Origin of the sequence: Streptomyces sp. NPDC060232, from assembly GCF_042726555.1 — a bacterium.
Taxonomy (GTDB): Bacteria; Actinomycetota; Actinomycetes; order Streptomycetales; family Streptomycetaceae; genus Streptomyces.
The window spans coordinates 119051-139813 of sequence record NZ_JBHXAG010000003.1; the positions used below are offsets into that span (position 1 = coordinate 119051).

Below are 20763 nucleotides of genomic sequence, written 5' to 3' on the forward strand. Positions count from 1 at the left end.
GGCAGCGGCCTGCCCGCGCCGCGCGCCCAGGGCCCCGAGGTCATCGGCGTCCGCAAGGGCATGTTCGGCGCGGCGAACGGCGGCGACACCAGCGGCTACGGCGGCCTCGTCCGCACCGTGGCCCTGCCCGGCGCGACCTCCCGCCCGTACGGCTCCTACTTCGACGAGGTGGCCGACGAGCTCGAAGGCGCCCTGGAGGAGCAGGACCTGCTCCCGGAGAACGCCATCGAGAAGACGGTCGTCGACCGGGGCGAGCTCACCTTCCACATCGCCCGCGAGCACCTCGTACGGGTCGCGCGCACCCTGCGTGACGACCCCGCCCTGCGCTTCGAGCTGTGCACCGGCGTCAGCGCAGTCCACTTCCCCGGGGACAAGGGCCGCGAGCTGCACGCCGTCTACCACCTGCGCTCGCTCACCCACGGCCGGATCGTACGGCTGGAGGTGTCCGCCCCGGACGCCGACCCGCACGTCCCCTCGCTCGTCTGCGTCTACCCGACCAACGACTGGCACGAGCGCGAGGCATACGACTTCTTCGGCCTGGTCTTCGACGGGCACCCGGCCCTCACCCGGATCATGATGCCGGACGACTGGCAGGGCTTCCCGCAGCGCAAGGACTACCCGCTCGGCGGCATCCCCGTCGAGTACAAGGGCGCCCAGATCCCGGCTCCCGACCAGCGGAGGTCGTACAGCTGATGTCCCCCATCTCGAACGACGCAGAAAACCACGCCTCCGCTCGCGAGACGACCGAGGGCACCGTCTACACCGTCACCGGCGGCGACTGGGACGAGATCGTCCGGTCGGCGGCCAAGGCCGACGACGAGCGGATCGTCGTCAACATGGGTCCGCAGCACCCGTCCACCCACGGTGTGCTCCGGCTGATCCTGGAGATCGACGGCGAGACGGTCACCGAGGCCCGGTGCGGCATCGGCTACCTCCACACCGGAATCGAGAAGAACCTCGAATTCCGCAACTGGACGCAGGGCACCACCTTCGTCACGCGCATGGACTACCTGACGCCGTTCTTCAACGAGACGGCGTACTGCCTCGGTGTCGAGAAGCTCCTCGGCATCACCGACCAGGTCCCGGACCGCGCCACCGTCGTCCGCGTCCTGCTGATGGAGCTCAACCGGCTCTCCTCCCACCTGGTGTGCATCGCCACCGGCGGCATGGAGCTGGGCGCGACCACGATCATGATCTACGGCTTCCGCGACCGGGAGCTGATCCTCGACATCTTCGAGCTGATCACCGGACTGCGCATGAACCACGCGTTCATCCGCCCCGGCGGCCTCGCGCAGGACCTGCCCCCGGGCGCCGTCGACCAGCTGCGCGAGTTCGTCAAGACCATGAAGAAGAACCTGCCGGAGTACGACAAGCTCGCCACCGGCAACCCGATCTTCAAGGCCCGCATGCAGGACGTCGGCTACCTCGACCTCTCCGGCTGCATGGCGCTCGGCGCCACCGGCCCGATCCTGCGCTCCGCCGGCCTGCCGCACGACCTGCGCAAGTCGGACCCGTACTGCGGATACGAGACCTACGAGTTCGACGTGCCGACCACCGAGACCTGCGACTCCTACGGGCGGTTCCTGATCCGCCTGGAGGAGATGCGCCAGTCGCTGCGGATCGTCGAGCAGTGCCTGGAGCGGCTGGAGCCCGGGCCGGTGATGGTCGCCGACAAGAAGATCGCCTGGCCGGCGCAGCTGGCCATGGGCCCCGACGGCCTCGGCAACTCGCTCGATCACATCAGGAACATCATGGGCACCTCCATGGAGGCCCTCATCCACCACTTCAAGCTGGTGACCGAGGGCTTCCGGGTGCCGGCCGGGCAGGCGTACGCGGCCGTCGAGTCGCCCAAGGGCGAGCTCGGCGTCCACGTCGTCTCCGACGGCGGAACCCGCCCCTACCGGGTCCACTTCCGTGATCCGTCCTTCACCAACCTGCAGGCCATGGCCGCGATGTGCGAGGGCGGCCAGGTCGCCGACGTCATCGTCGCCGTCGCCTCCATCGACCCCGTGATGGGAGGCGTCGACCGATGACCACCAGTCCTCAGAACCGAGGGGTCCCGCTGGGCATGCCCCAGCTGCCCGCCCCCGACTTCCCGGCGGAGGTACGGACACGCCTCGAAGCGGACGCGAAGGAAGTCATCGCCCGCTACCCCGACAGCCGCTCCGCACTGCTCCCGCTGCTGCACCTGTGCCAGTCGCACGAGGGCTACGTCTCCAAGACCGGCGTCCGCTTCTGCGCCGAGATGCTCGGTCTGACCACGGCCGAGGTCACCGCCGTCGCCACCTTCTACACCATGTACCGGCGGCGTCCCTCCGGCGACTACCAGGTCGGTGTCTGCACCAACACCCTGTGCGCGGTCATGGGCGGCGACGCCATCTTCGAGGAGCTCAAGGAGCACCTCGGGGTCGGCAACAACGAGACCACCCCCGACGGCAAGGTCACGCTGGAGCACATCGAGTGCAACGCGGCCTGCGACTACGCCCCCGTGGTGATGGTCAACTGGGAGTTCTTCGACAACCAGACCCCCGAGTCCGCCAAGGCCCTGGTCGACGACCTGCTGGCCGGCCGCGAGGTCGCCCCGACCCGGGGCGCGCCGCTGTGCACGTACAAGGAGACCGCCCGGATCCTGGCCGGTTTCCCCGACGAGCGCGCGGGCGCGGTCGAGGCCACCGGCGGAGCCGGCCCCGCCTCCCTGATCGGTCTGCGCATCGCCCGCGGCGAATCCCCGCACACCCCGATCGTCCATCCGCGCGGCGAGAGCCGTACCGAGGGAGGGGAGTGATGAGCGTGTCTACCGAACTGAGCAAGAACGGCACCAGCCCGGAGAAGCTGCTGGCCCCCGTCCTGTCGGCCTTCTGGGACGAGCCCCGGTCCTGGACGCTGGAGACCTACCGGCGCCACGAGGGCTACGAAGGCCTGCGCAAGGCCCTCGCGATGACCCCCGACGACCTCATCGCCTACGTCAAGGACTCCGGTCTGCGCGGACGCGGCGGCGCGGGCTTCCCCACCGGCATGAAGTGGCAGTTCATCCCGCAGGGCGACGGAAAGCCGCACTACCTCGTCGTGAACGCCGACGAGTCGGAACCGGGAACCTGCAAGGACATCCCCCTCCTCTTCGCCAACCCGCACTCCCTCATCGAGGGAATGATCATCGCCTGCTACGCGATCCGCTCGCAGCACGCCTTCATCTACCTGCGCGGCGAGGTCGTACCGGTCCTGCGACGCCTGCACGAGGCGGTGCGCGAGGCGTACGAAGCCGGATACCTCGGCAAAGACATCCTCGGCAGCGGCCTCGACCTCGACATCACGGTGCACGCGGGCGCAGGCGCGTACATCTGCGGCGAGGAGACGGCGCTGCTCGACTCCCTGGAAGGCCGGCGCGGCCAGCCCCGGCTGCGTCCCCCCTTCCCTGCCGTCGAGGGGCTCTACGCGTGCCCCACTGTCGTCAACAACGTCGAGTCCATCGCCTCGGTTCCCGCGATCCTGAACAAGGGCAAGGACTGGTTCAAGGCGATGGGGACCGAGAAGTCCCCCGGCTTCACGCTGTACTCGCTCTCCGGGCATGTCGCCGGACCCGGCCAGTACGAGGCCCCCCTCGGCATCACCCTGCGCCAGCTCCTCGACATGAGCGGCGGCATGCGGCCCGGGCACCGGCTGAAGTTCTGGACCCCGGGCGGCTCCTCCACCCCGATGTTCACCGACGAGCACCTCGACGTCCCCCTGGACTACGAGGGTGTCGGCGCCGCCGGCTCGATGCTCGGCACCAAGGCCCTGCAGTGCTTCGACGAGACCACCTGTGTGGTGCGGGCCGTCACCCGGTGGACCGAGTTCTACGCGCACGAGTCCTGCGGCAAGTGCACGCCCTGCCGCGAAGGCACCTACTGGCTGGTCCAGCTGCTCCGCGACATCGAGGCCGGCAAGGGCGTCATGTCCGACCTCGACAAGCTGAACGACATCGCCGACAACATCAACGGCAAGTCCTTCTGCGCCCTCGGCGACGGCGCGGCCAGCCCGATCTTCTCCTCGCTCAAGTACTTCCGCGAGGAGTACGAGCAGCACATCACGGGCAAGGGCTGCCCCTTCGACCCCAGGAAGTCGACCCTCTGGGCCGACACGGAGGTGAACGCATGACCGTCACCACTCCAGCGGCCTCCGGGGGCGGAGCGGCGGTTCCACCCGAGAACACCGTCTCGCTGACCATCGACGGGGTCGAACTGTCAGTGCCCAAGGGCACCCTCGTCATCCGGGCCGCCGAACAGCTCGGCATCGAGATCCCCCGGTTCTGCGACCACCCCCTGCTCTCGCCGGCCGGCGCCTGCCGCCAGTGCATCGTCGAGGTCGAGGGCCAGCGCAAGCCGATGGCCTCCTGCACCATCACCTGCACCGACGGCATGGTCGTCAAGACCCAGCTGACCTCCGAGGTCGCCGACAAGGCCCAGCGCGGGGTGATGGAGCTGCTGCTCATCAACCACCCGCTGGACTGCCCCGTCTGCGACAAGGGCGGCGAGTGCCCGCTGCAGAACCAGGCCATGTCGCACGGCAACGCCGAGTCCCGCTTCGAGGGCAGGAAGCGCACCTACGAGAAGCCCGTCCCGATCTCCACCCAGGTCCTGCTGGACCGGGAGCGGTGCGTGCTCTGCGCCCGCTGCACCCGCTTCTCCAACGAGATCGCCGGCGACCCGATGATCGAGCTGCTGGAACGCGGCGCGCTCCAGCAGGTCGGCACCGGCGAGGACGACCCCTTCGAGTCGTACTTCTCCGGCAACACCATCCAGATCTGCCCGGTCGGCGCCCTCACCTCGGCCGCGTACCGGTTCCGCTCCCGCCCCTTCGACCTCGTCTCCTCCCCGAGCGTGTGCGAGCACTGCGCGGGCGGCTGCGCGACCCGTACCGACCACCGCCGGGGCAAGGTGCTGCGGCGCCTCGCCGCGGAGGACCCCGAGGTCAACGAGGAGTGGGTCTGCGACAAGGGCCGCTTCGGCTTCCGCTACGCGCAGCGCCCGGACCGGCTGACCACCCCGCTGGTGCGCAGCGCCGCCGGAGTGCTGGAGCCGGCGAGCTGGCCCGAGGCCCTGGAGGCCGCGGCGAACGGGCTCGCCGCCGCGCGCGGCCGGGCCGGTGTGCTGACCGGCGGCCGGCTCACCGTCGAGGACGCCTACGCGTACGCCAAGTTCGCCCGCGTGGTCCTCGACACCAACGACATCGACTTCCGGGCCCGCGTGCACAGCGCGGAGGAGGCCGACTTCCTGGCCGCCACCGTCGCCGGCACCGGCAAGGACCTCGACGGCGACGGCGTCACCTACACCTCGCTGGAGGCGGCGCCCACGGTGCTGCTCGCCGGAATCGAGGCCGAGGAGGAGGCCCCCGGCGTCTTCCTGCGACTGCGCAAGGCCCACCGCAGGTTCAAGCAGCGGACCTTCGCCCTCGCCCCCTTCGCCACCCGCGGACTTCACAAGGCCGGCGGCACCCTGCTCCCCGCCGCCCCCGGCACCGAGCCCGACTGGCTCGACGCGCTGTCCTCGCGGACCGGCCTGGAGACGGGCGGCGCCGAAGCCGCCGAGGCGCTGCGCCGGCCCGGCGCCGTCATCGTCGTCGGGGAGCGCCTCGCCGGTGTGCCCGGCGCGCTGACCGCCGCCGTACGGGCGGCCGCCGCGACCGGCGCGAAGCTGGTGTGGATCCCGCGCCGGGCCGGGGAGCGGGCGGCCGTCGAGGCCGGCGCGCTGCCGTCCCTGCTGCCCGGCGGCCGACCGGCGACCGACCCGCGGGCCCGCGACGAGGTCGCCACCGCCTGGGGCCTGGACGAACTCCCGCACCGCTACGGCCGCGACACCGGCCAGATCGTCGAGGCGGCCGCCACCCGGGAGCTGTCCGCCCTGCTGGTCGCGGGCGTCGAGGTCACCGACCTGCCCGACCCGGCCCGCGCGCGGACCGCCCTGGACGAGGCCTTCGTGGTCTCCCTGGAGCTGCGGCCCAGCGAGGTCACCGACCACGCGGACGTGGTCCTGCCGGTCGCCGCGGTCGCCGAGAAGGCGGGTGCGTTCATCAACTGGGAGGGCCGGGTCCGGCCGTTCGAGGCCGCGCTCAAGCCCGACCAGATGACCCGCAGGCTCGCCCCGGCCGACGCCCGCGTCCTGCACATGCTGGCCGACGCCGCCGACCGGCCGATCGGGCTGCCCGACGTGCACGCCGTACGCCGGGAGCTGGAGCGGCTCGGCCCCTGGGAGGGCGGGCTCGCCGCCGAGCAGTCCACCGACCCGGTGCCGCTGCCCCGTGCGGGCGCCGGCGAGGCGATCCTCGCGGGCCACCGGCTCCTCCTCGACCAGGGCCGGCTCCAGGAGGGCGACGAGGCGCTGGCCGGCACCCGCCACGATGCGAGCGCCCGGCTGTCGGCCGCCACGGCCGCCGAAGCGGGCGTCAAGGACGGCGACGTCCTCGCCGTCACCGGCCCCGCCGGCTCCGTGGAACTCCCGCTCCGGATCACCGAGATGCCCGACCGCGTGGTCTGGCTCCCGCTGAACTCCACCGGCTCCGGCGTCCTCGCCGACGCCGGAGCCCGCCCGGGCACCCTCGTACGCATCGGTCCGGCGATCCCGGCCGGCGCAGGCGACACCACTGCGGAGGTGGGCGCGTGAACACCGTTCAACTCGCTGCCGAGGACCTGTCCCTCTTCGGACAGGACGTCTGGTGGCTCGTCGTCATCAAGGCGGTGTTCTGCTTCGCCTTCCTGATGGTGACGGTGCTCTTCTCCATCGTGTGGGAGCGCAAGGTCGTCGCCTGGATGCAGCTGCGCATCGGCCCCAACCGGCACGGCCCCTGGGGCATGCTCCAGTCGCTCGCCGACGGCGTGAAGCTGATGCTCAAGGAAGACATCGTCGTCAAGCGGGCCGACAAGGTCGTCTACGTCCTGGCCCCGATCATCGCGGCGATCCCGGCCTTCATGGCCATCGCGGTGATCCCCTTCGGCCCGGCCGGCAACGAGGTCTCCATCTTCGGCCAGCGCACCTCGATGCAGCTGACCGACCTGCCCATCGCGATGCTCTACATCCTGGCGGTGGCCTCGGTCGGCATCTACGGCATCGTCCTCGCGGGCTGGTCCTCCGGCTCCACGTACCCGCTCCTCGGCGGCCTGCGCTCCTGCGCGCAGATGATCTCCTACGAGATCGCGATGGGCGCGGCCTTCGCCTCGGTCTTCCTCTACTCCGGATCGATGTCGACCTCGGCGATCGTGGAGGCCCAGCAGGACCGCTGGTTCATCGTGCTGCTGCCGGTGTCCTTCATCATCTACGTCGTCACGATGGTCGGCGAGACGAACCGCGCCCCCTTCGACATGCCGGAGTCCGAGGGCGACCTGGTCGGCGGCTTCAACACCGAGTACTCGTCGATCAAGTTCGCGCTGTTCATGCTCGCCGAGTACGTCAACATGGTCACCGTGTCGGCGGTCTCGGTCACCCTGTTCCTGGGCGGCTGGCGGGCCCCGTACCCGATCAGCACCTTCTGGGAGGGCGCGAACCACGGCTGGTGGCCGCTGCTCTGGTTCGTCCTGAAGGTGCAGCTGCTCCTCTTCTTCTTCATCTGGCTGCGCGGCACGCTGCCGCGCGTGCGCTACGACCAGCTGATGAAGCTCGGCTGGAAGGTCCTGATCCCGGTCTCCCTGGTCTGGCTGATGATGGTCGCCACCGTCCGGGCGCTGCGCAACGAGGCGTACGAGATCGGCGACATCGCCCTCTACGTCGGCGGCGCCGTCGTGGCGATCCTGCTGCTCTCCCTCGTCGCGGACGTCTTCCGCGACCGGCGCGAGAAGGCCGCCGCCGCGGACGCCGCCAAGGACGCCGAGCCCTTCGACCCGCTGGCGGGCGGCTTCCCCGTACCGCCCAAGCCCGGCCAGCACCTGGCACCCGTACCGCGCAGGCGGCCCCGCAACGAGCGGGAGCTGATCGTCAGTGGCGGCGCGAACCCCGACAGTGACCGAGAGGAGGCTTGAGAAATGTCTGACGAGAAGTGGCAGAACCCGGTGGCCGGCTTCGGCGTGACCTTCAAGGCCATGTTCAAGAAGCGCCTCACCGAGCAGTACCCGGAGCAGCAGAAGACGACCGCCCCGCGCTTCCACGGACGGCACCAGCTCAACCGGCACCCCGACGGTCTGGAGAAGTGCATCGGGTGCGAGCTGTGCGCATGGGCCTGTCCCGCCGACGCCATCTACGTCGAGGGCGCGGACAACACCGAGGAGGAGCGCTACTCCCCGGGTGAGCGGTACGGCCGGGTCTACCAGATCAACTACGCCCGCTGCATCCTGTGCGGGCTGTGCGTCGAGGCGTGCCCGACCCGGGCGCTGACCATGACGAACGAGTTCGAACTGGCCGACGCCAGCCGCGAGTCGCTCATCTACACCAAGGAGCAGCTGCTCGCCGGCCTGAGCGAGGGCATGGTCGAGGCCCCGCACTCCGTCTTCCCCGGCACCGACGAGCAGGACTACTACCGCGGACTGGTGACGGGGGCCGCCCCGGGTACGGTCCGGCAGGTCGCGGTCTCCAAGGGCGAGGAGCCGGCCGACGCCGCCGACGGCACCGCGGCGGAGGTGGGGTCATGAGCGCCATCGCCGCGACCGCCACCTCCGGCGGCGAGGCCGTGCAGTTCTGGATCCTCGGCACGGTCGCCGTCATCGGCGCGCTGGCCACGATCCTGATGAAGAGGGCCGTGCACAGCGCACTCAGCCTCGCCGGGACGATGATCATCCTGGCCGTCTTCTACCTCGCCAACGGGGCGTACTTCCTGGGCGTCGTCCAGGTCATCGTCTACACCGGCGCGATCATGATGCTCTTCCTCTTCGTGGTCATGCTCGTCGGCGTCACCGCCGCCGACTCCCTGAAGGAGACCATCAAGGGGCAGCGCTGGATGGCCGTCCTGTGCGGCCTCGGCTTCGGCATCCTGCTGTTCGCCGGCATCGGCCACGCCGGGCTGAGCCAGTTCAACGGGCTCGGCCGGATCAACTCCGCCGGGCACGTCGAGGGTCTGGCGCAGCTGATCTTCACCAAGTACGTCTTCGCCTTCGAGCTCACCGGCGCGCTGCTGATCACCGCGGCCGTCGGCGCGATGGTGCTCACCCACCGCGAGCGCACCGAACGGGCCGCGACCCAGCGCGAGCTGGCCGAGCGCCGCGTCCGCGAGGGTGTGCAGCTCCCGCCGCTGCCCGCGCCCGGCGTCTACGCCCGGCACAACGCGGTGGACGTCCCCGGCCTGCTGCCGGACGGAACCCCGTCCGAGCTGACCGTCAGCCAGACGCTGCGCGCCCGCGGCCAGATCCGCGACGTCTCCGGCGAGGCGCTCGACGACCTCAAGGCGCTGGAGCAGCGTTCCGCGGAGCGCCTCGGCCGTGAGGAGGCCCCGAAGTGAATCCGGTCAACTACCTGTACCTGGCGGCCCTGCTGTTCACCATCGGCGCCACCGGAGTGCTGATCCGCAAGAACGCGATCGTGCTGTTCATGTGCATCGAGCTGATGCTCAACGCCTGCAACCTCGCCTTCGTCGCGTTCTCCCGGATGCACGGCAACCTCGACGGCCAGATCATCGCCTTCTTCACGATGGTCGTCGCCGCCGCGGAGGTCGTGGTCGGCCTGGCGATCATCGTGTCGCTGTTCCGTACCCGCCACTCGGCCTCGGTCGACGACGCCAGCCTGATGAAGCTGTAAGGGGTCGCTGTGGAGAACCTGATTGCGCTGCTGATCGCGGCGCCCCTGCTCGGAGCGGTGGTGCTGCTCTGCGGCGGCCGGCGCCTCGACAAGGCCGGCCACTGGCTCGGCACCCTGCTCGCGGCCGTCTCCTTCGGGATCGGCGTCGCCCTCTTCGCGGACATGCTGGGGCGCGCCGCCGACGACCGGACGCTGACGCAGAACCTGTACACCTGGATCCCCGTCGAGGGATTCCAGGCGGACATGGCGTTCCAGCTGGACCAGCTGTCGATGACGTTCGTCCTGCTGATCTCGGGCGTCGGCACGCTCATCCACGTGTACTCGATCGGGTACATGGAGCACGACGAGCGCCGCCGCCGCTTCTTCGGCTACCTCAACCTGTTCGTCGCGGCCATGCTGCTGCTGGTCCTCGCCGACAACTACCTGCTGCTGTACTTCGGCTGGGAGGGCGTGGGCCTCGCCTCGTACCTGCTGATCGGCTTCTGGCAGCACAAGCCCAGCGCGGCCACCGCCGCGAAGAAGGCCTTCCTGGTCAACCGCGTCGGCGACATGGGCCTGTCGATCGCGATCATGCTGATGTTCACCACGTTCGGGACCTTCGCCTTCGGGCCGGTGTTCGGCGCGGTGGGCGAGGCCTCGGAGGGCACGCTCACCGCGATCGGCCTGATGCTGCTGCTGGCCGCATGCGGCAAGTCGGCGCAGGTCCCGCTGCAGTCATGGCTCGGGGACGCGATGGAGGGCCCGACCCCGGTCTCGGCCCTGATCCACGCGGCCACCATGGTCACCGCCGGCGTCTACCTGATCGTCCGCTCGGCGGCGATCTTCAACGCGGCGCCCGACGCGCAGCTGGTCGTCACCGTCGTGGGCGCGGTCACGCTGCTCTTCGGTGCGATCGTCGGTTGCGCGAAGGACGACATCAAGAAGGCGCTGGCCGGCTCGACGATGTCGCAGATCGGCTACATGATCCTCGCCGCCGGCCTCGGCCCCATCGGCTACGTCTTCGCGATCATGCACCTGGTGACGCACGGCTTCTTCAAGGCCGGGCTCTTCCTCGGCGCGGGTTCCGTGATGCACGGGATGAACGACGAGGTCGACATGCGCAAGTACGGGGGCCTGCGGAAGTACATGCCGGTCACCTTCGTCACCTTCGGCCTCGGCTACCTGGCGATCATCGGCTTCCCGGGCCTGTCCGGCTTCTTCTCCAAGGACATGATCATCGAGGCGGCCTTCGCGAAGGGCGGCACCGAGGGCTGGATCCTCGGCGGGGTCACCCTGCTGGGCGCCGGCATCACCGCCTTCTACATGACCCGCGTCATGCTCCTCACCTTCTTCGGTGAGAAGCGCTGGCAGCCGGACGCGGAAGGGCACGAGCCGCACCCGCACGAGTCCCCGAAGTCCATGACGATCCCGATGGTCATCCTCGCCTTCGGGTCGGTCTTCGCCGGCGCCTTCTTCGAGATCGGCGAGCGCTTCCTGACCTGGCTGGAGCCCGTCACCGGCTACTCCCACGGCAACCCGCCGGTCAGCGCCATGACGGTCACCGCCGCCACCATGGTGATGCTCCTCGCCGGCGTCGGCATCGCCTGGGCGATGTACGGCAAGCGGCCCGTCCCGGTCGTCGCCCCGCGCGGCTCCGTCCTCACCCGGGCGGCCCGCCGCGACCTGTACCAGGACGACTTCAACCACGTCGTGCTGGTGCGCGGCGGGGAGCACCTGACCCGCTCCCTGGTGTACGTCGACCACAGCCTGGTCGACGGGGTGGTCAACGGGACGGCCGCCTCGGTCGGCGGCCTCTCGGGCCGGCTGCGCAAGCTGCAGAACGGCTACGCCCGCAGCTACGCGGTCTCGATGTTCGGGGGCACGGCGATCCTGATCGCCGCGACCCTGCTGATGAGGGCGGTGTGACATGAACTTCCCGCTTCTGACGGTCACGGCCGCGGTGCCCGCGGTCGGCGCGATCCTCACGGCGGCCGTCCCGGCCGCCCGCCGGACCGCCGCCAAGTGGCTCGCGCTGCTCTTCTCGCTGGCGACACTGGCCCTGGCCGTGCTCGTCGCGGTCCGCTTCGATCCCGGTGGCGACCGCTATCAGCTCACCGAATCCCACGCCTGGATCCCCGACTTCGGCGTCCGCTACGAACTGGGCGTGGACGGGATCGGGGTGGTCCTCATCGGACTCACCGCGCTCCTGATCCCCTTCGTGATCGCGGCCGGCTGGCACGACGCCGACCCGCTGGAGACCAAATCCAAGCGCTGGCGGCCGACCCAGGGCTTCTTCGCCCTGATCCTGATGGTCGAGGCGATGGTGATCATCTCCTTCGAGGCCACCGACGTCTTCCTCTTCTACATCTTCTTCGAAGCCATGCTCATCCCGATGTACTTCCTCATCGGCGGCTTCGGGGACCGGGCCCACGCGGGCAGCGACGAGAACGCGGCCGCGCAGCGCAGCTACGCGGCGGTCAAGTTCCTCCTCTACAACCTGGTCGGCGGCCTGATCATGCTGGCCGCCGTCATCGGCCTGTACGTGGTCGCCGGGAACTTCTCGCTCCAGGAGATCACCGCCGCCCGCGCCGCGGGCACCCTCGACATGGCGACCAACACCGAGCGGCTGCTGTTCCTCGGCTTCTTCTTCGCCTTCGCGGTGAAGGCCCCGCTGTGGCCGCTGCACACCTGGCTGCCCAACGCGATGGGCGAGTCCACCGCGCCGGTCGCCGTACTGATCACCGCGGTCGTCGACAAGGTCGGCACCTTCGCGATGCTCCGCTTCTGCCTCGGGCTCTTCCCCGACGCCAGCAAGTGGGCCACGCCGGTGATCCTCGTACTGGCCCTGATCAGCATCGTCTACGGCGCGCTGGTCGCGGTCGGGCAGCGGGACATCAAGCGGCTGGTGGCCTACGCCTCCATCTCGCACTTCGGCTTCATCATCCTGGGCATCTTCGCGATGACCTCCCAGGGCCAGTCCGGCGCCACCCTCTACATGGTCAACCACGGCCTGTCGACGGCGGCACTGATGCTGGTGGCGGGCTTCCTGATCTCGCGGCGCGGCTCGCGGCTCATCGCCGACTACGGCGGCGTGCAGAAGGTGGCCCCGGTCCTCGCCGGGACCTTCCTCATCGGCGGCCTCGCCACCCTCTCGCTGCCGGGCCTCGCGCCCTTCGTCAGCGAGTTCCTGGTCCTGGTCGGCACGTTCGCCCGCTACCCGGTCGTCGGGATCATCGCCACCGTCGGCATCGTGCTGGCGGCGCTCTACACCCTCGTGCTCTACCAGCGCACGATGACCGGCCCCGTGAAGGAGGAGGTCCGCACCATGCCGGACCTGCGCCTGCGGGAGGTGCTGGTGGTCGCCCCGCTGATCGCGCTGCTGATCGGGCTGGGCGTCTACCCGAAGGTCCTCACCGACATCGTCAACCCGGCGGTGGAGCACACCATGTCGGACGTGAAGCAGACGGACCCGGAGCCCGAGGTCGCCGTCGAAGCCAAGAACGGGGAGGAGGCCAAGTGAGCACACTGACTTCCGCCCACAGCCTGTGGACACTGGCGGCCGACACGCCGGCCGACCGGATCCCGGCGCCGGTCATCGAGTACGCGCAGCTCGCTCCCACGCTGATCGTCGTGGGCGCGGCCGTCGTCGGGATCCTTGTGGAGGCCTTCGTGCCCCGCAGGTCCCGCTACTACGTGCAGGTGTTCCTCGCCCTCGCAGCGCTGGCCTCGGCCTTCGCCGCGGTGGTCGGCCTCGCGGCCGGCGGGTACGGCTCGTCCAAGGCCCAGGTCGCCGCGATGGGCGCCATCGCCGTGGACGGCCCCGCGCTCTTCCTGCAGGGCACCATCCTGCTGGCCTCGGTCGTCGCCGTCTTCACCTTCGCCGAGCGGCGCCTGGACCCGGCCGCGCACGGCAACCGGGTGGACTCCTTCGCCGCCCAGGCGGCGTCGGTACCGGGCAGCGACAGCGAGAAGGCCGCCGTCAAGGCGGGCTTCACCACCACCGAGGTCTTCCCGCTGGCCCTGTTCGCAGTCGCCGGCATGCTGATCTTCCCGGCGGCCAACGACCTGCTGACGCTGTTCGTCGCCCTGGAGGTCTTCTCCCTCCCGCTGTACCTGCTCTGCGCCGTCGCCCGCCGCCAGCGGCTGATGTCGCAGGAGGCCGCGGTGAAGTACTTCCTGCTGGGCGCCTTCTCCTCCGCCTTCCTCCTCTTCGGCATCGCGCTGCTCTACGGCTATGCGGGCTCCGTGTCGTACGCGGTGATCGCCGACGTGGTCGACGGCACGGTCACGAAGATCGACCCGGCGCTGGCCGGCACGATGGGCAACGACGCGCTGCTGCTCATGGGCGGTGCGCTGATCCTGACGGGCCTGCTCTTCAAGGTCGGCGCGGTCCCCTTCCACATGTGGACCCCGGACGTCTACCAGGGCGCCCCGACCCCGGTCACCGGTTTCATGGCGGCGGCGACGAAGGTGGCCGCGTTCGGCGCGCTGCTGCGGCTGCTGTACGTGGTCCTGCCGGGGCTGCGCTGGGACTGGCGCCCGGTGATGTGGGCGGTGGCCATCGTCACGATGCTCGCGGGCGCGGTGATCGCCGTGACCCAGACGGACGTCAAGCGGCTCCTGGCGTACTCCTCCGTCGCGCACGCGGGCTTCATCCTGGCCGGTGTGATCGCCACGTCGGCGCAGGGCGTCCAGTCCGTCCTCTTCTACCTGGCCGCCTACTCCTTCGTGACGATCGGCGCGTTCGCGGTGGTCACGCTGGTGCGCGACGCGGGCGGCGAGGCGACGCACCTGTCCAAGTGGGCCGGTCTGGGGCGGCGTTCGCCGCTGACGGCGGCCGTGTTCGCGGTGTTCCTGCTCGCCTTCGCAGGTATTCCGCTGACGTCGGGCTTCACGGGCAAGTTCGCCGTGTTCAGCGCGGCGGCGGAGGGCGGCGCGGGGGCGCTGGTCGTGATCGGTGTCCTGTCGTCCGCGATCGCCGCGTTCTTCTACATCCGGGTGATCGTGCTGATGTTCTTCAGCGAGCCGAAGGCCGACGGCCCGACGGTGGCCGTCCCGTCGCCGCTGACGATGACGACCATCGCGGTGGGCGTCGCGGTCACCCTGGTCCTGGGCCTGGCGCCGCAGTACTTCCTGGACCTGGCGGGCCAGGCGAGCACCTTCGTCCGCTGACCGGTCCGCCGCACGCCACAGGGCCCGGCCCCCTTCGGGGAGCCGGGCCCTCGTCCGTGTGCGGGGCTACTCGGGTAGCCCCTTCGGCTTGATGGTGGTGAGGTCGAGGTCGATGGGGAAGGGCACGGACACCTTCAGCCGGTCGTGGAAGATGCCCGTTGCGACGTAGGCGCGCGTGGCCGGTTCGAGCTCGAACACGTAGACCACTGCCCGGTCGTTCTTGTTCTCGACCCGCCAGTAGTGGGGGATTCCCGCCCGGGCGTATTTGGCCGGCTTGGTCTCGCGGTCCCTGTCGATCGAATCAGGAGAGACGACCTCGATGGCCAGCCGGACGGACGCGGCGGGGACCCGTGTCTGTTGCTCGGTGCCCCGGGCCAGTTCCTCGTCGACGACGAGGATGTCCGGCTCGGGCCGGTTCCCTCGGTCGATGTCGACGGTGAACTTCCTCATCACTTCGAGTCCGTCCGGAACCAGTGATTCGAGTTGCCATTCGAAGAATCGCAGGGCTCGCATGTGGAAACGGGTTTGCGGTCTCACGAAGATCAGGCTCCCGTCGATCAGCTCCGTGTGCGGAGGCAGGTTGGGAAGCCGGTCAAGGTCGTCGGCCGTCCACCCGCCCGCGGGCGGGACGGGCCAGTGCGGGGCGGGCTCCTGCTCAGGGGTCCCGGGATCGACGCTCATCGGTAGTGCTCCCATGCCACGGAGTCTCGCGAGTCCGACCAGCGTATCGCCCGGGATTCCCGGAGGGACCGCCCTCACGGGTGAGTCATATGCGCACGGCACTTGACCGCACGGGTCGGCGCCGACTAATGGCCGTGCGCGTGGGCGGCCGCCGGCTTGCCCGGGGTGGGGGCCTTCTTCGGGCAGGTCAGGGCCGTGTTCCAGTTGTGGAAGCGGCCGGCCGGGTTCTTCTTGTACGCCCACATGTGCAGGTCGTAGTGCTTGGGCATGCCCGCCCAGTGGCCCGGCATGGGGCCGTCGAAGGGCAGGCCGAACATGCTCGGCCGGTCGTCGGCCGTCTTCAGGTCCTGGTCCCGGTCGGTCGACATCCACTCCACCGTCTCCAGCCTGCGGCGGCCGTTCTTGTCCTTCTCCCGGCTGTAGAGGAGCGCCGTGGGCCTCGCGGGGTCCTTCGAACCCCAGTTGGCCTGCTTGACGTAGTGGTAGTTCATGGCGCCCACCCCGAAGGGGTTCGTCATGCACTCCTCGCCCTTCGGGACGTACCCGTCCCTGATGGCCACCCGCTCGTCCGCGTACTTGGCCGTCGCCGCGATCGCCGTCGCCATGTCCCGCATGGCCTTCGCGTCGTGCGGGTCGGGCGCGGGCCCCTCGACCCCGTGGGCCGGGGCCCCGGCGGTCAGTGCGAGCGTCACGGCGGCCGCACAGGCGACGACGGTCCTGAGGCTGCGTACGGTCATGGCGGCGGCTCCTCGCGGTGGGGGTACGGGGTACGGGTTCCCGCATCCGGTCGTCCGTCCACCATCCCGGCCCGCCCCGCCCGCCGCACGCGGCGCGCCTCCGAACGGGGGCCGGGCCCGTCCGGAGGACGCGGGGCGGGGGGGCGACTACGCGGCGCCCACGATGCGCCCGACGACCTCGCCGAGGCCGACGCGCGTGCCGTCCGGGCCGGGGGCCCAGGCGGTGAGGGTGACGGTGTCCCCGTCCTCCAGGAAGGTGCGCTTGCCGTCGGCGAGCTCGATGGCGTCGCGGCCGTTCCAGGTCAGCTCCAGCAGCGAGCCGCGCTGGCCGACCTCGGGCCCGCTGACGGTGCCCGAGCCGAAGACGTCGCCGGTGCGCAGGGAGGCGCCGTTGACGGTCATGTGCGCGAGCTGCTGGGCGGCGGTCCAGTACATCGTCGCGAACGGCGGCTGCGCCACCTCCTGCCCGTTGACGGAGACGGTGATGTGCAGGTCGAAGCCGCCGGGGCGGTCGACGGCCGCGTCGTCCAGGTAGGGCAGGAGCGGGAAGTCGCGGGCGGGCGGGGCCACACGGGCGGCGTCCAGGGCCTCCAGCGGTGTCACCCAGGCGGAGACGGAGGTGGCGAAGGACTTGCCGAGGAAGGGGCCGAGCGGCACGTACTCCCAGGCCTGGATGTCGCGCGCCGACCAGTCGTTGAGCAGGAACAGCCCGAAGACGTGGTCCTCGAACGCGCCCAGCGGCACCGGGCGGCCCAGCTCGGACGGGGCGCCGACGACGAAGCCCACCTCGGCCTCGATGTCGAGCTTGACGGACGGCCCGAAGACGGGCGCCGGGTCGGTGGGCGCCTTGCGCTGCCCGGAGGGCCGTACGACGTCGGTGCCGGAGACCACGATCGTGCCGGAGCGGCCGTGGTAACCGATCGGCAGGTGCTTCCAGTTGGGCGTCAGCGCGTCGCCGTCCGGGCGGAACATCCGCCCGACGTTGGTGGCGTGGTGCTCGCTCGCGTAGAAGTCGACGTAGTCGGCGACCTCGTACGGCAGGTGCAGGGTGACCTCGTCCAGCGGCAGCAGGTGCGGCTCGACGGTGGGGCGGTGGCCGGGGTCGGTCACCCAGGCGGTCAGCGCGCGCCGCACGTCGCGCCAGGCGGTGCGCCCGGCGGCCAGCAGCGGGTTGAGGCTGGAGTGGCCGAGCAGCCCGGCGTACGGGGAGCCGAGCGCGACCGCGGCCGCTCCCGCGTCGAGCACGTGCCCGCCGATGCGGACACCGATCCGGCGGCGTTCCTCGCCGGCGGTCGAGAAGACGCCGTAGGGGAGGTTGTGCGGCCCGAACGGGTCGCCCTCGGGGACATCGAGGGGGCTCTGCTGGGGCATGGGGTACTGCCTCGCTTTCGACGCGGTCCGGGGGTGTCCCGGGGGCTGGTTGACACGTTACGTGGAGGAGGGGGCGCGTGGGAGGCCGGATTCGCGCTCTATTTGTAGGACTTGTCCAAAGGGGTCCGTATCCTTGGCGCCGTGACTTCCGCGCCTCTTCCGGCCCTCCCCTTTGCCTTGATCGCCACTGACCTGGACGGGACCCTGCTGCGTGCCGGGGACACCGTTTCAGGCCGTTCCCATGCGGCTCTCGACGCCGCCCGGGCGGCCGGCGCCCGGCACATCATCGTCACCGGCCGCCCCGTTCCCCAGGTCCGACACGTCCTCGACGGACTGGGTTACACGGGGCTCGCGGTGTGCGCGCAGGGCGCGCAGGTGTACGACGCGGCGCACGCCCGGCTCCTGCACTCCGTCTCCATGGACCGGGAGCTGGCGGAGGTGGCCCTCGGCAAGATCGAGGCGGAGATCGGCGAGGTCTACGCGGCGGTCGACCAGGAGGGCCTGGAGGCGGAGATGCTGATGGCGCCGGGCTACCGGATGTGGCATCCGCACCTGCCGACGGTGCGGGTGGCCCGGCGGTCGGACCTGTGGTCGGCCCCGATCAACAAGGTGCTGCTGCAGCACCCGGAACTGGACGACGACGAGCTGACCCGGGTGGCGCGGTCGGTGGTCGGGGACCTGGTGAACGTCACGATGGCGGGTGAGCACACGGTGGAACTCCAGCCGCCGGGCATCGACAAGGCCAGTGGTCTCGCGCGGGCGGCCGACGTCCTGGGCGTCTGCGCCACCCGCACGATCGCCTTCGGGGACATGCCGAACGACATCCCGATGTTCGCGTGGGCGGGGTGGGGGGTGGCCATGGCCAACTCCCACCCGGAGCTGGTCGCGGTGGCCGACGAGCTGACCCTGTCCAACGAGGCCGACGGCATCGCGGTGGTGCTGGAGCGGCTGTTCGGCTGACCGCGGGCCGTCGGGGGCGGGGCGCTCAGCCCGCCGCGCGCGGGATGCGGCGTTCCCATGTGCGGTGGAAGACGACCTCGTCCCCCTCCCGGCACACCACCTCGTTCGCCGTCAGGAAGCCGCCCTCGTCGCAACGGACCTCCGAGCGGGTCTCCACCCGCGTCTCCCAGCCCGACTCCGGCCGGTGGAGCCGGATCCGCCACTGCGAGCGGGCCCGGGCCGAAAGCGGGTCCCCGTCCTGGATCTCGTACACCTCGGTCGCGTCCTCGTCGTACTCCAGGCCGTCCGGGTAGACCCGGGTGCCCCCGTAGCGCGGGTCCACCTCCAGCCGCCAGGTCCCGCGCGCGACGTCCCGTACGACCAGCCGCTCCGGGCCCGGCTCGTCCAGGGTGGCCGGGAACGAGACGCCCAGCGGCGGCGCCTGCTCCGGCGGCTCGAAGACGATCCCGCCCTCGCCGGCCGGGGAGGCCGCCCGCACCGGCAGGGTCACCGAGCTGCCCGCCGGGTCCAGCGTCCAGCCGGCCTCGGACCCGGCCCGCGGCCAGATCCACGGCCAGTACGCGGAGGACACCGCGAGGCGGATCCGGTGCCCCGGGGGGAAGGCGTGGCCGATGCCGTTCAGCTCGAAGGTGACGTCCTCGTACGAGCCCACCGGCCACGGCGCGGCCCGGTCCCGGCCCTGGCGGGCGGAGAGGTTCAGCGCGCCCCGCGTGACCAGCGTCGAGGAGCCGTCCGGGGCGACGTCGCACAGCCGGGCCACGACCTGCCCGTACGGCACGTCGAGCCGCAGCCGCAGGGTCACCGACGGCCGGCCCAGGATCTCCACCGGCTCCGCGCCGCCCACCGGGAACTCGAAGCAGGCCGACTTCGCGTCCTCCTCCCGCTGGTCCGGCGGCAGGTCGGCGTCGTTGCCGAAGGGGAAGAAGCGGCCCGCGTCCAGCCCGGTGTGCTGCGGGGAGGCGACGGCCACCGGCAGGCCCTGGAATACGTACGGCACGGGGATCACGGTCGGCGAGGGCCAGGCCTTCTCGCCGACCCAGCGCCCCGGCAGCTCCTCGTACACGGTCGCCGGCGGGTGCGCGTCGCTGATCCAGGCACGCAGCAGCGGCTCCTCCATCACCCCGTTGTCGGCCCCCTTCAGCCAGTGGTCCCACCAGCGCAGGGTCTCCTGGAGGAAGCCGATCGCGGGCCCCGGCGGCAGCCCGCGGTCCGGGTACTGGTGCGACCAGGGGCCGATCAGGCCCCGCACCCGCGCGGACGGCAGGTGCTCCACCAGCCGCAGCACGGTGTCCCGGTACGGGTCGTGCCAGCCGCCGACGGCCAGCACGGCCGCGCCGATCGCCCCGTAGTCCTCGCAGACGCTGCCGTGGCGCCAGTAGGCGTCGCGGGTCTGGTGCGAGAGCCAGGTGTGGATCAGCGGTTCCACCGCCCCCAGCCGGTCCAGCCACTGCGCGCGCCAGCCGTCCCCGGCGTAGAGCGGGTCCGGCGGCCGCGAGGCGAAGGCCAGCATGGTCGCCGCCCACGCGTGCATGTCCACGGCGAGCACCGAGCCGCCCATGTAGTGCACGTCGTTGTCGTAGCGGTCGTCGGTCGAGCAGACGGTCACGACCGCCTTGAGCGGCTCGGGGGCGAGAGCGGCGATCTGGAGGGAGTTGACCCCGCCCCACGAGATCCCGAACATCCCCACCGACCCCGTGCACCACTCCTGCGCCGCCAGCCACTCCACCACCGCGACCCCGTCGGCGAGCTCGCGGGCGTCGTACTCGTCGCCGGGCAGGCCGCCGCTGCACCCGTGCCCGCGCACGTCGACCCGTACGGAGGCGTAGCCGTGCCCCGCGTACCAGGGGTGGCGCTGCCAGTCGCGCGGCGCGGTCCAGTCGGTGAGCCGGTACGGGAGGTACTCCAGCAGGGCCGGGACGGGCTCGCCGGTCACGGGGCGCCAGATCCGCGCGTACAGCTCCACTCCGTCGCGGAGCGGGATCCGGACATCCTCGTGGGTGGTGCCGTACGGGAACTCGGTTCGGATGATCATCGGTTCTGCCACCAATCGCCTCGCCGCAGCCTCAGTGGAGTTCCGGGCAAAACGTACGCTCCGGTTGTTTCTGCTCCTCCCGAACATACCGGTGCCCATCGGGCAGTGTGGGGAGGGTGGCCGGGAAGGCCCTCTCGGTGAT

The 20763-nt window shown here is 70.9% G+C and carries 17 protein-coding genes; 13 read left to right on the top strand and 4 right to left on the bottom strand.

The genetic code is table 11. The annotated features are described in order from the left end of the window. Positions 1–9 precede the first annotated feature (9 nt). Genes ACFWFZ_RS06725 through nuoN form a run of 12 tightly spaced genes read left to right on the top strand, consistent with a single transcriptional unit; the run spans position 10 to position 14840 of the window. Positions 10–693 (top strand): NADH-quinone oxidoreductase subunit C, encoded by a 684-nt coding sequence (locus tag ACFWFZ_RS06725; protein ID WP_387118369.1) that lies wholly within the window; start codon positions 10–12, stop codon positions 691–693. Next, positions 693–2033 (top strand): NADH-quinone oxidoreductase subunit D, encoded by a 1341-nt coding sequence (locus tag ACFWFZ_RS06730; protein ID WP_387117661.1) that lies wholly within the window; start codon positions 693–695, stop codon positions 2031–2033. Before ACFWFZ_RS06725 ends, ACFWFZ_RS06730 begins: the two co-directional genes overlap by 1 nt. Next, positions 2030–2785: an NADH-quinone oxidoreductase subunit NuoE gene (gene nuoE, locus ACFWFZ_RS06735; protein WP_387117664.1), complete on the top strand. Its 756-nt coding sequence runs from the start codon at positions 2030–2032 to the stop codon at positions 2783–2785. Before ACFWFZ_RS06730 ends, nuoE begins: the two co-directional genes overlap by 4 nt. Beyond that, positions 2785–4134, top strand: a complete 1350-nt coding sequence (nuoF, locus tag ACFWFZ_RS06740) for an NADH-quinone oxidoreductase subunit NuoF (RefSeq protein WP_387117667.1) — start codon at positions 2785–2787, stop codon at positions 4132–4134. Before nuoE ends, nuoF begins: the two co-directional genes overlap by 1 nt. Next, a complete protein-coding gene (locus ACFWFZ_RS06745) occupies positions 4131–6635 on the top strand; it encodes an NADH-quinone oxidoreductase subunit G (protein WP_387117670.1) in 2505 nt (834 codons plus the stop codon). The genes nuoF and ACFWFZ_RS06745 overlap by 4 nt, the downstream gene beginning before the upstream one ends. Continuing rightward, positions 6632–7984 (top strand): NADH-quinone oxidoreductase subunit NuoH, encoded by a 1353-nt coding sequence (gene nuoH, locus ACFWFZ_RS06750; RefSeq protein ID WP_387117673.1) that lies wholly within the window; start codon positions 6632–6634, stop codon positions 7982–7984. The genes ACFWFZ_RS06745 and nuoH overlap by 4 nt, the downstream gene beginning before the upstream one ends. A gap of 3 nt (positions 7985–7987) precedes the next feature. After that, positions 7988–8590 carry an NADH-quinone oxidoreductase subunit NuoI gene (gene nuoI / locus ACFWFZ_RS06755; protein ID WP_387117676.1) on the top strand — a complete coding sequence of 201 codons (603 nt, stop codon included), beginning with the start codon at positions 7988–7990 and terminating at the stop codon, positions 8588–8590. After that, positions 8587–9393: an NADH-quinone oxidoreductase subunit J gene (locus ACFWFZ_RS06760; RefSeq protein WP_387117679.1), complete on the top strand. Its 807-nt coding sequence runs from the start codon at positions 8587–8589 to the stop codon at positions 9391–9393. The genes nuoI and ACFWFZ_RS06760 overlap by 4 nt, the downstream gene beginning before the upstream one ends. Next, the gene (gene nuoK, locus ACFWFZ_RS06765; RefSeq protein WP_327415750.1) at positions 9390–9689 is read left to right on the top strand and encodes an NADH-quinone oxidoreductase subunit NuoK; all 300 of its coding nucleotides are present in this window, start codon (positions 9390–9392) and stop codon (positions 9687–9689) included. The genes ACFWFZ_RS06760 and nuoK overlap by 4 nt, the downstream gene beginning before the upstream one ends. Positions 9690–9698: 9 nt before the next feature. Then, entirely contained in the window at positions 9699–11594 is a 1896-nt protein-coding gene (nuoL, locus tag ACFWFZ_RS06770) for an NADH-quinone oxidoreductase subunit L (protein ID WP_387117682.1), read from the top strand. Between the two features lies 1 nt (position 11595). After that, positions 11596–13188 (top strand): NADH-quinone oxidoreductase subunit M, encoded by a 1593-nt coding sequence (locus ACFWFZ_RS06775; RefSeq protein ID WP_387117685.1) that lies wholly within the window; start codon positions 11596–11598, stop codon positions 13186–13188. 5 nt (positions 13189–13193) lie between these two features. After that, on the top strand, positions 13194–14840 hold the full coding sequence (gene nuoN / locus ACFWFZ_RS06780) for an NADH-quinone oxidoreductase subunit NuoN (protein ID WP_387118372.1): 1647 nt from the start codon (positions 13194–13196) through the stop codon (positions 14838–14840). A gap of 66 nt (positions 14841–14906) precedes the next feature. Here nuoN and ACFWFZ_RS06785 read toward each other — a convergent pair whose 3' ends face one another. The 3 genes from ACFWFZ_RS06785 to fahA form a co-directional block, all read right to left on the bottom strand. Beyond that, positions 14907–15521 (bottom strand): Uma2 family endonuclease, encoded by a 615-nt coding sequence (locus ACFWFZ_RS06785; RefSeq protein ID WP_387117688.1) that lies wholly within the window; start codon positions 15519–15521, stop codon positions 14907–14909. A 125-nt stretch (positions 15522–15646) separates the two neighbouring features. Next, the gene (locus ACFWFZ_RS06790) at positions 15647–16258 is read right to left on the bottom strand and encodes a hypothetical protein (RefSeq protein ID WP_387117691.1); all 612 of its coding nucleotides are present in this window, start codon (positions 16256–16258) and stop codon (positions 15647–15649) included. A gap of 147 nt (positions 16259–16405) precedes the next feature. Continuing rightward, a complete protein-coding gene (gene fahA / locus ACFWFZ_RS06795) occupies positions 16406–17629 on the bottom strand; it encodes a fumarylacetoacetase (protein WP_387117694.1) in 1224 nt (407 codons plus the stop codon). 141 nt (positions 17630–17770) lie between these two features. On the opposite strand from fahA, the gene ACFWFZ_RS06800 reads away from it, so the two are divergent. Beyond that, positions 17771–18589, top strand: a complete 819-nt coding sequence (locus ACFWFZ_RS06800) for a Cof-type HAD-IIB family hydrolase (protein WP_387117697.1) — start codon at positions 17771–17773, stop codon at positions 18587–18589. Positions 18590–18614: 25 nt separating this feature from the next. Here ACFWFZ_RS06800 and ACFWFZ_RS06805 read toward each other — a convergent pair whose 3' ends face one another. After that, positions 18615–20621 carry a CocE/NonD family hydrolase gene (locus ACFWFZ_RS06805; RefSeq protein WP_387117700.1) on the bottom strand — a complete coding sequence of 669 codons (2007 nt, stop codon included), beginning with the start codon at positions 20619–20621 and terminating at the stop codon, positions 18615–18617. Between the last annotated feature and the right edge of the window lie 142 nt (positions 20622–20763).

What these genes read in the sequence shown, in the direction of transcription:
- fahA (WP_387117694.1), bottom strand. Translation starts at nt 17,629, where the DNA reads ATGCCCCAGCAGAGCCCCCTCGATGTCCCCGAGGGCGACCCGTTCGGG.
- ACFWFZ_RS06760 (WP_387117679.1), top strand. Translation starts at nt 8,587, where the DNA reads ATGAGCGCCATCGCCGCGACCGCCACCTCCGGCGGCGAGGCCGTGCAG.
- nuoF (WP_387117667.1), top strand. Translation starts at nt 2,785, where the DNA reads ATGAGCGTGTCTACCGAACTGAGCAAGAACGGCACCAGCCCGGAGAAG.
- ACFWFZ_RS06730 (WP_387117661.1), top strand. Translation starts at nt 693, where the DNA reads ATGTCCCCCATCTCGAACGACGCAGAAAACCACGCCTCCGCTCGCGAG.
- ACFWFZ_RS06790 (WP_387117691.1), bottom strand. Translation starts at nt 16,258, where the DNA reads ATGACCGTACGCAGCCTCAGGACCGTCGTCGCCTGTGCGGCCGCCGTG.
- ACFWFZ_RS06805 (WP_387117700.1), bottom strand. Translation starts at nt 20,621, where the DNA reads ATGATCATCCGAACCGAGTTCCCGTACGGCACCACCCACGAGGATGTC.
- ACFWFZ_RS06785 (WP_387117688.1), bottom strand. Translation starts at nt 15,521, where the DNA reads ATGAGCGTCGATCCCGGGACCCCTGAGCAGGAGCCCGCCCCGCACTGG.
- ACFWFZ_RS06775 (WP_387117685.1), top strand. Translation starts at nt 11,596, where the DNA reads ATGAACTTCCCGCTTCTGACGGTCACGGCCGCGGTGCCCGCGGTCGGC.
- nuoI (WP_387117676.1), top strand. Translation starts at nt 7,988, where the DNA reads ATGTCTGACGAGAAGTGGCAGAACCCGGTGGCCGGCTTCGGCGTGACC.
- ACFWFZ_RS06745 (WP_387117670.1), top strand. Translation starts at nt 4,131, where the DNA reads ATGACCGTCACCACTCCAGCGGCCTCCGGGGGCGGAGCGGCGGTTCCA.
- nuoE (WP_387117664.1), top strand. Translation starts at nt 2,030, where the DNA reads ATGACCACCAGTCCTCAGAACCGAGGGGTCCCGCTGGGCATGCCCCAG.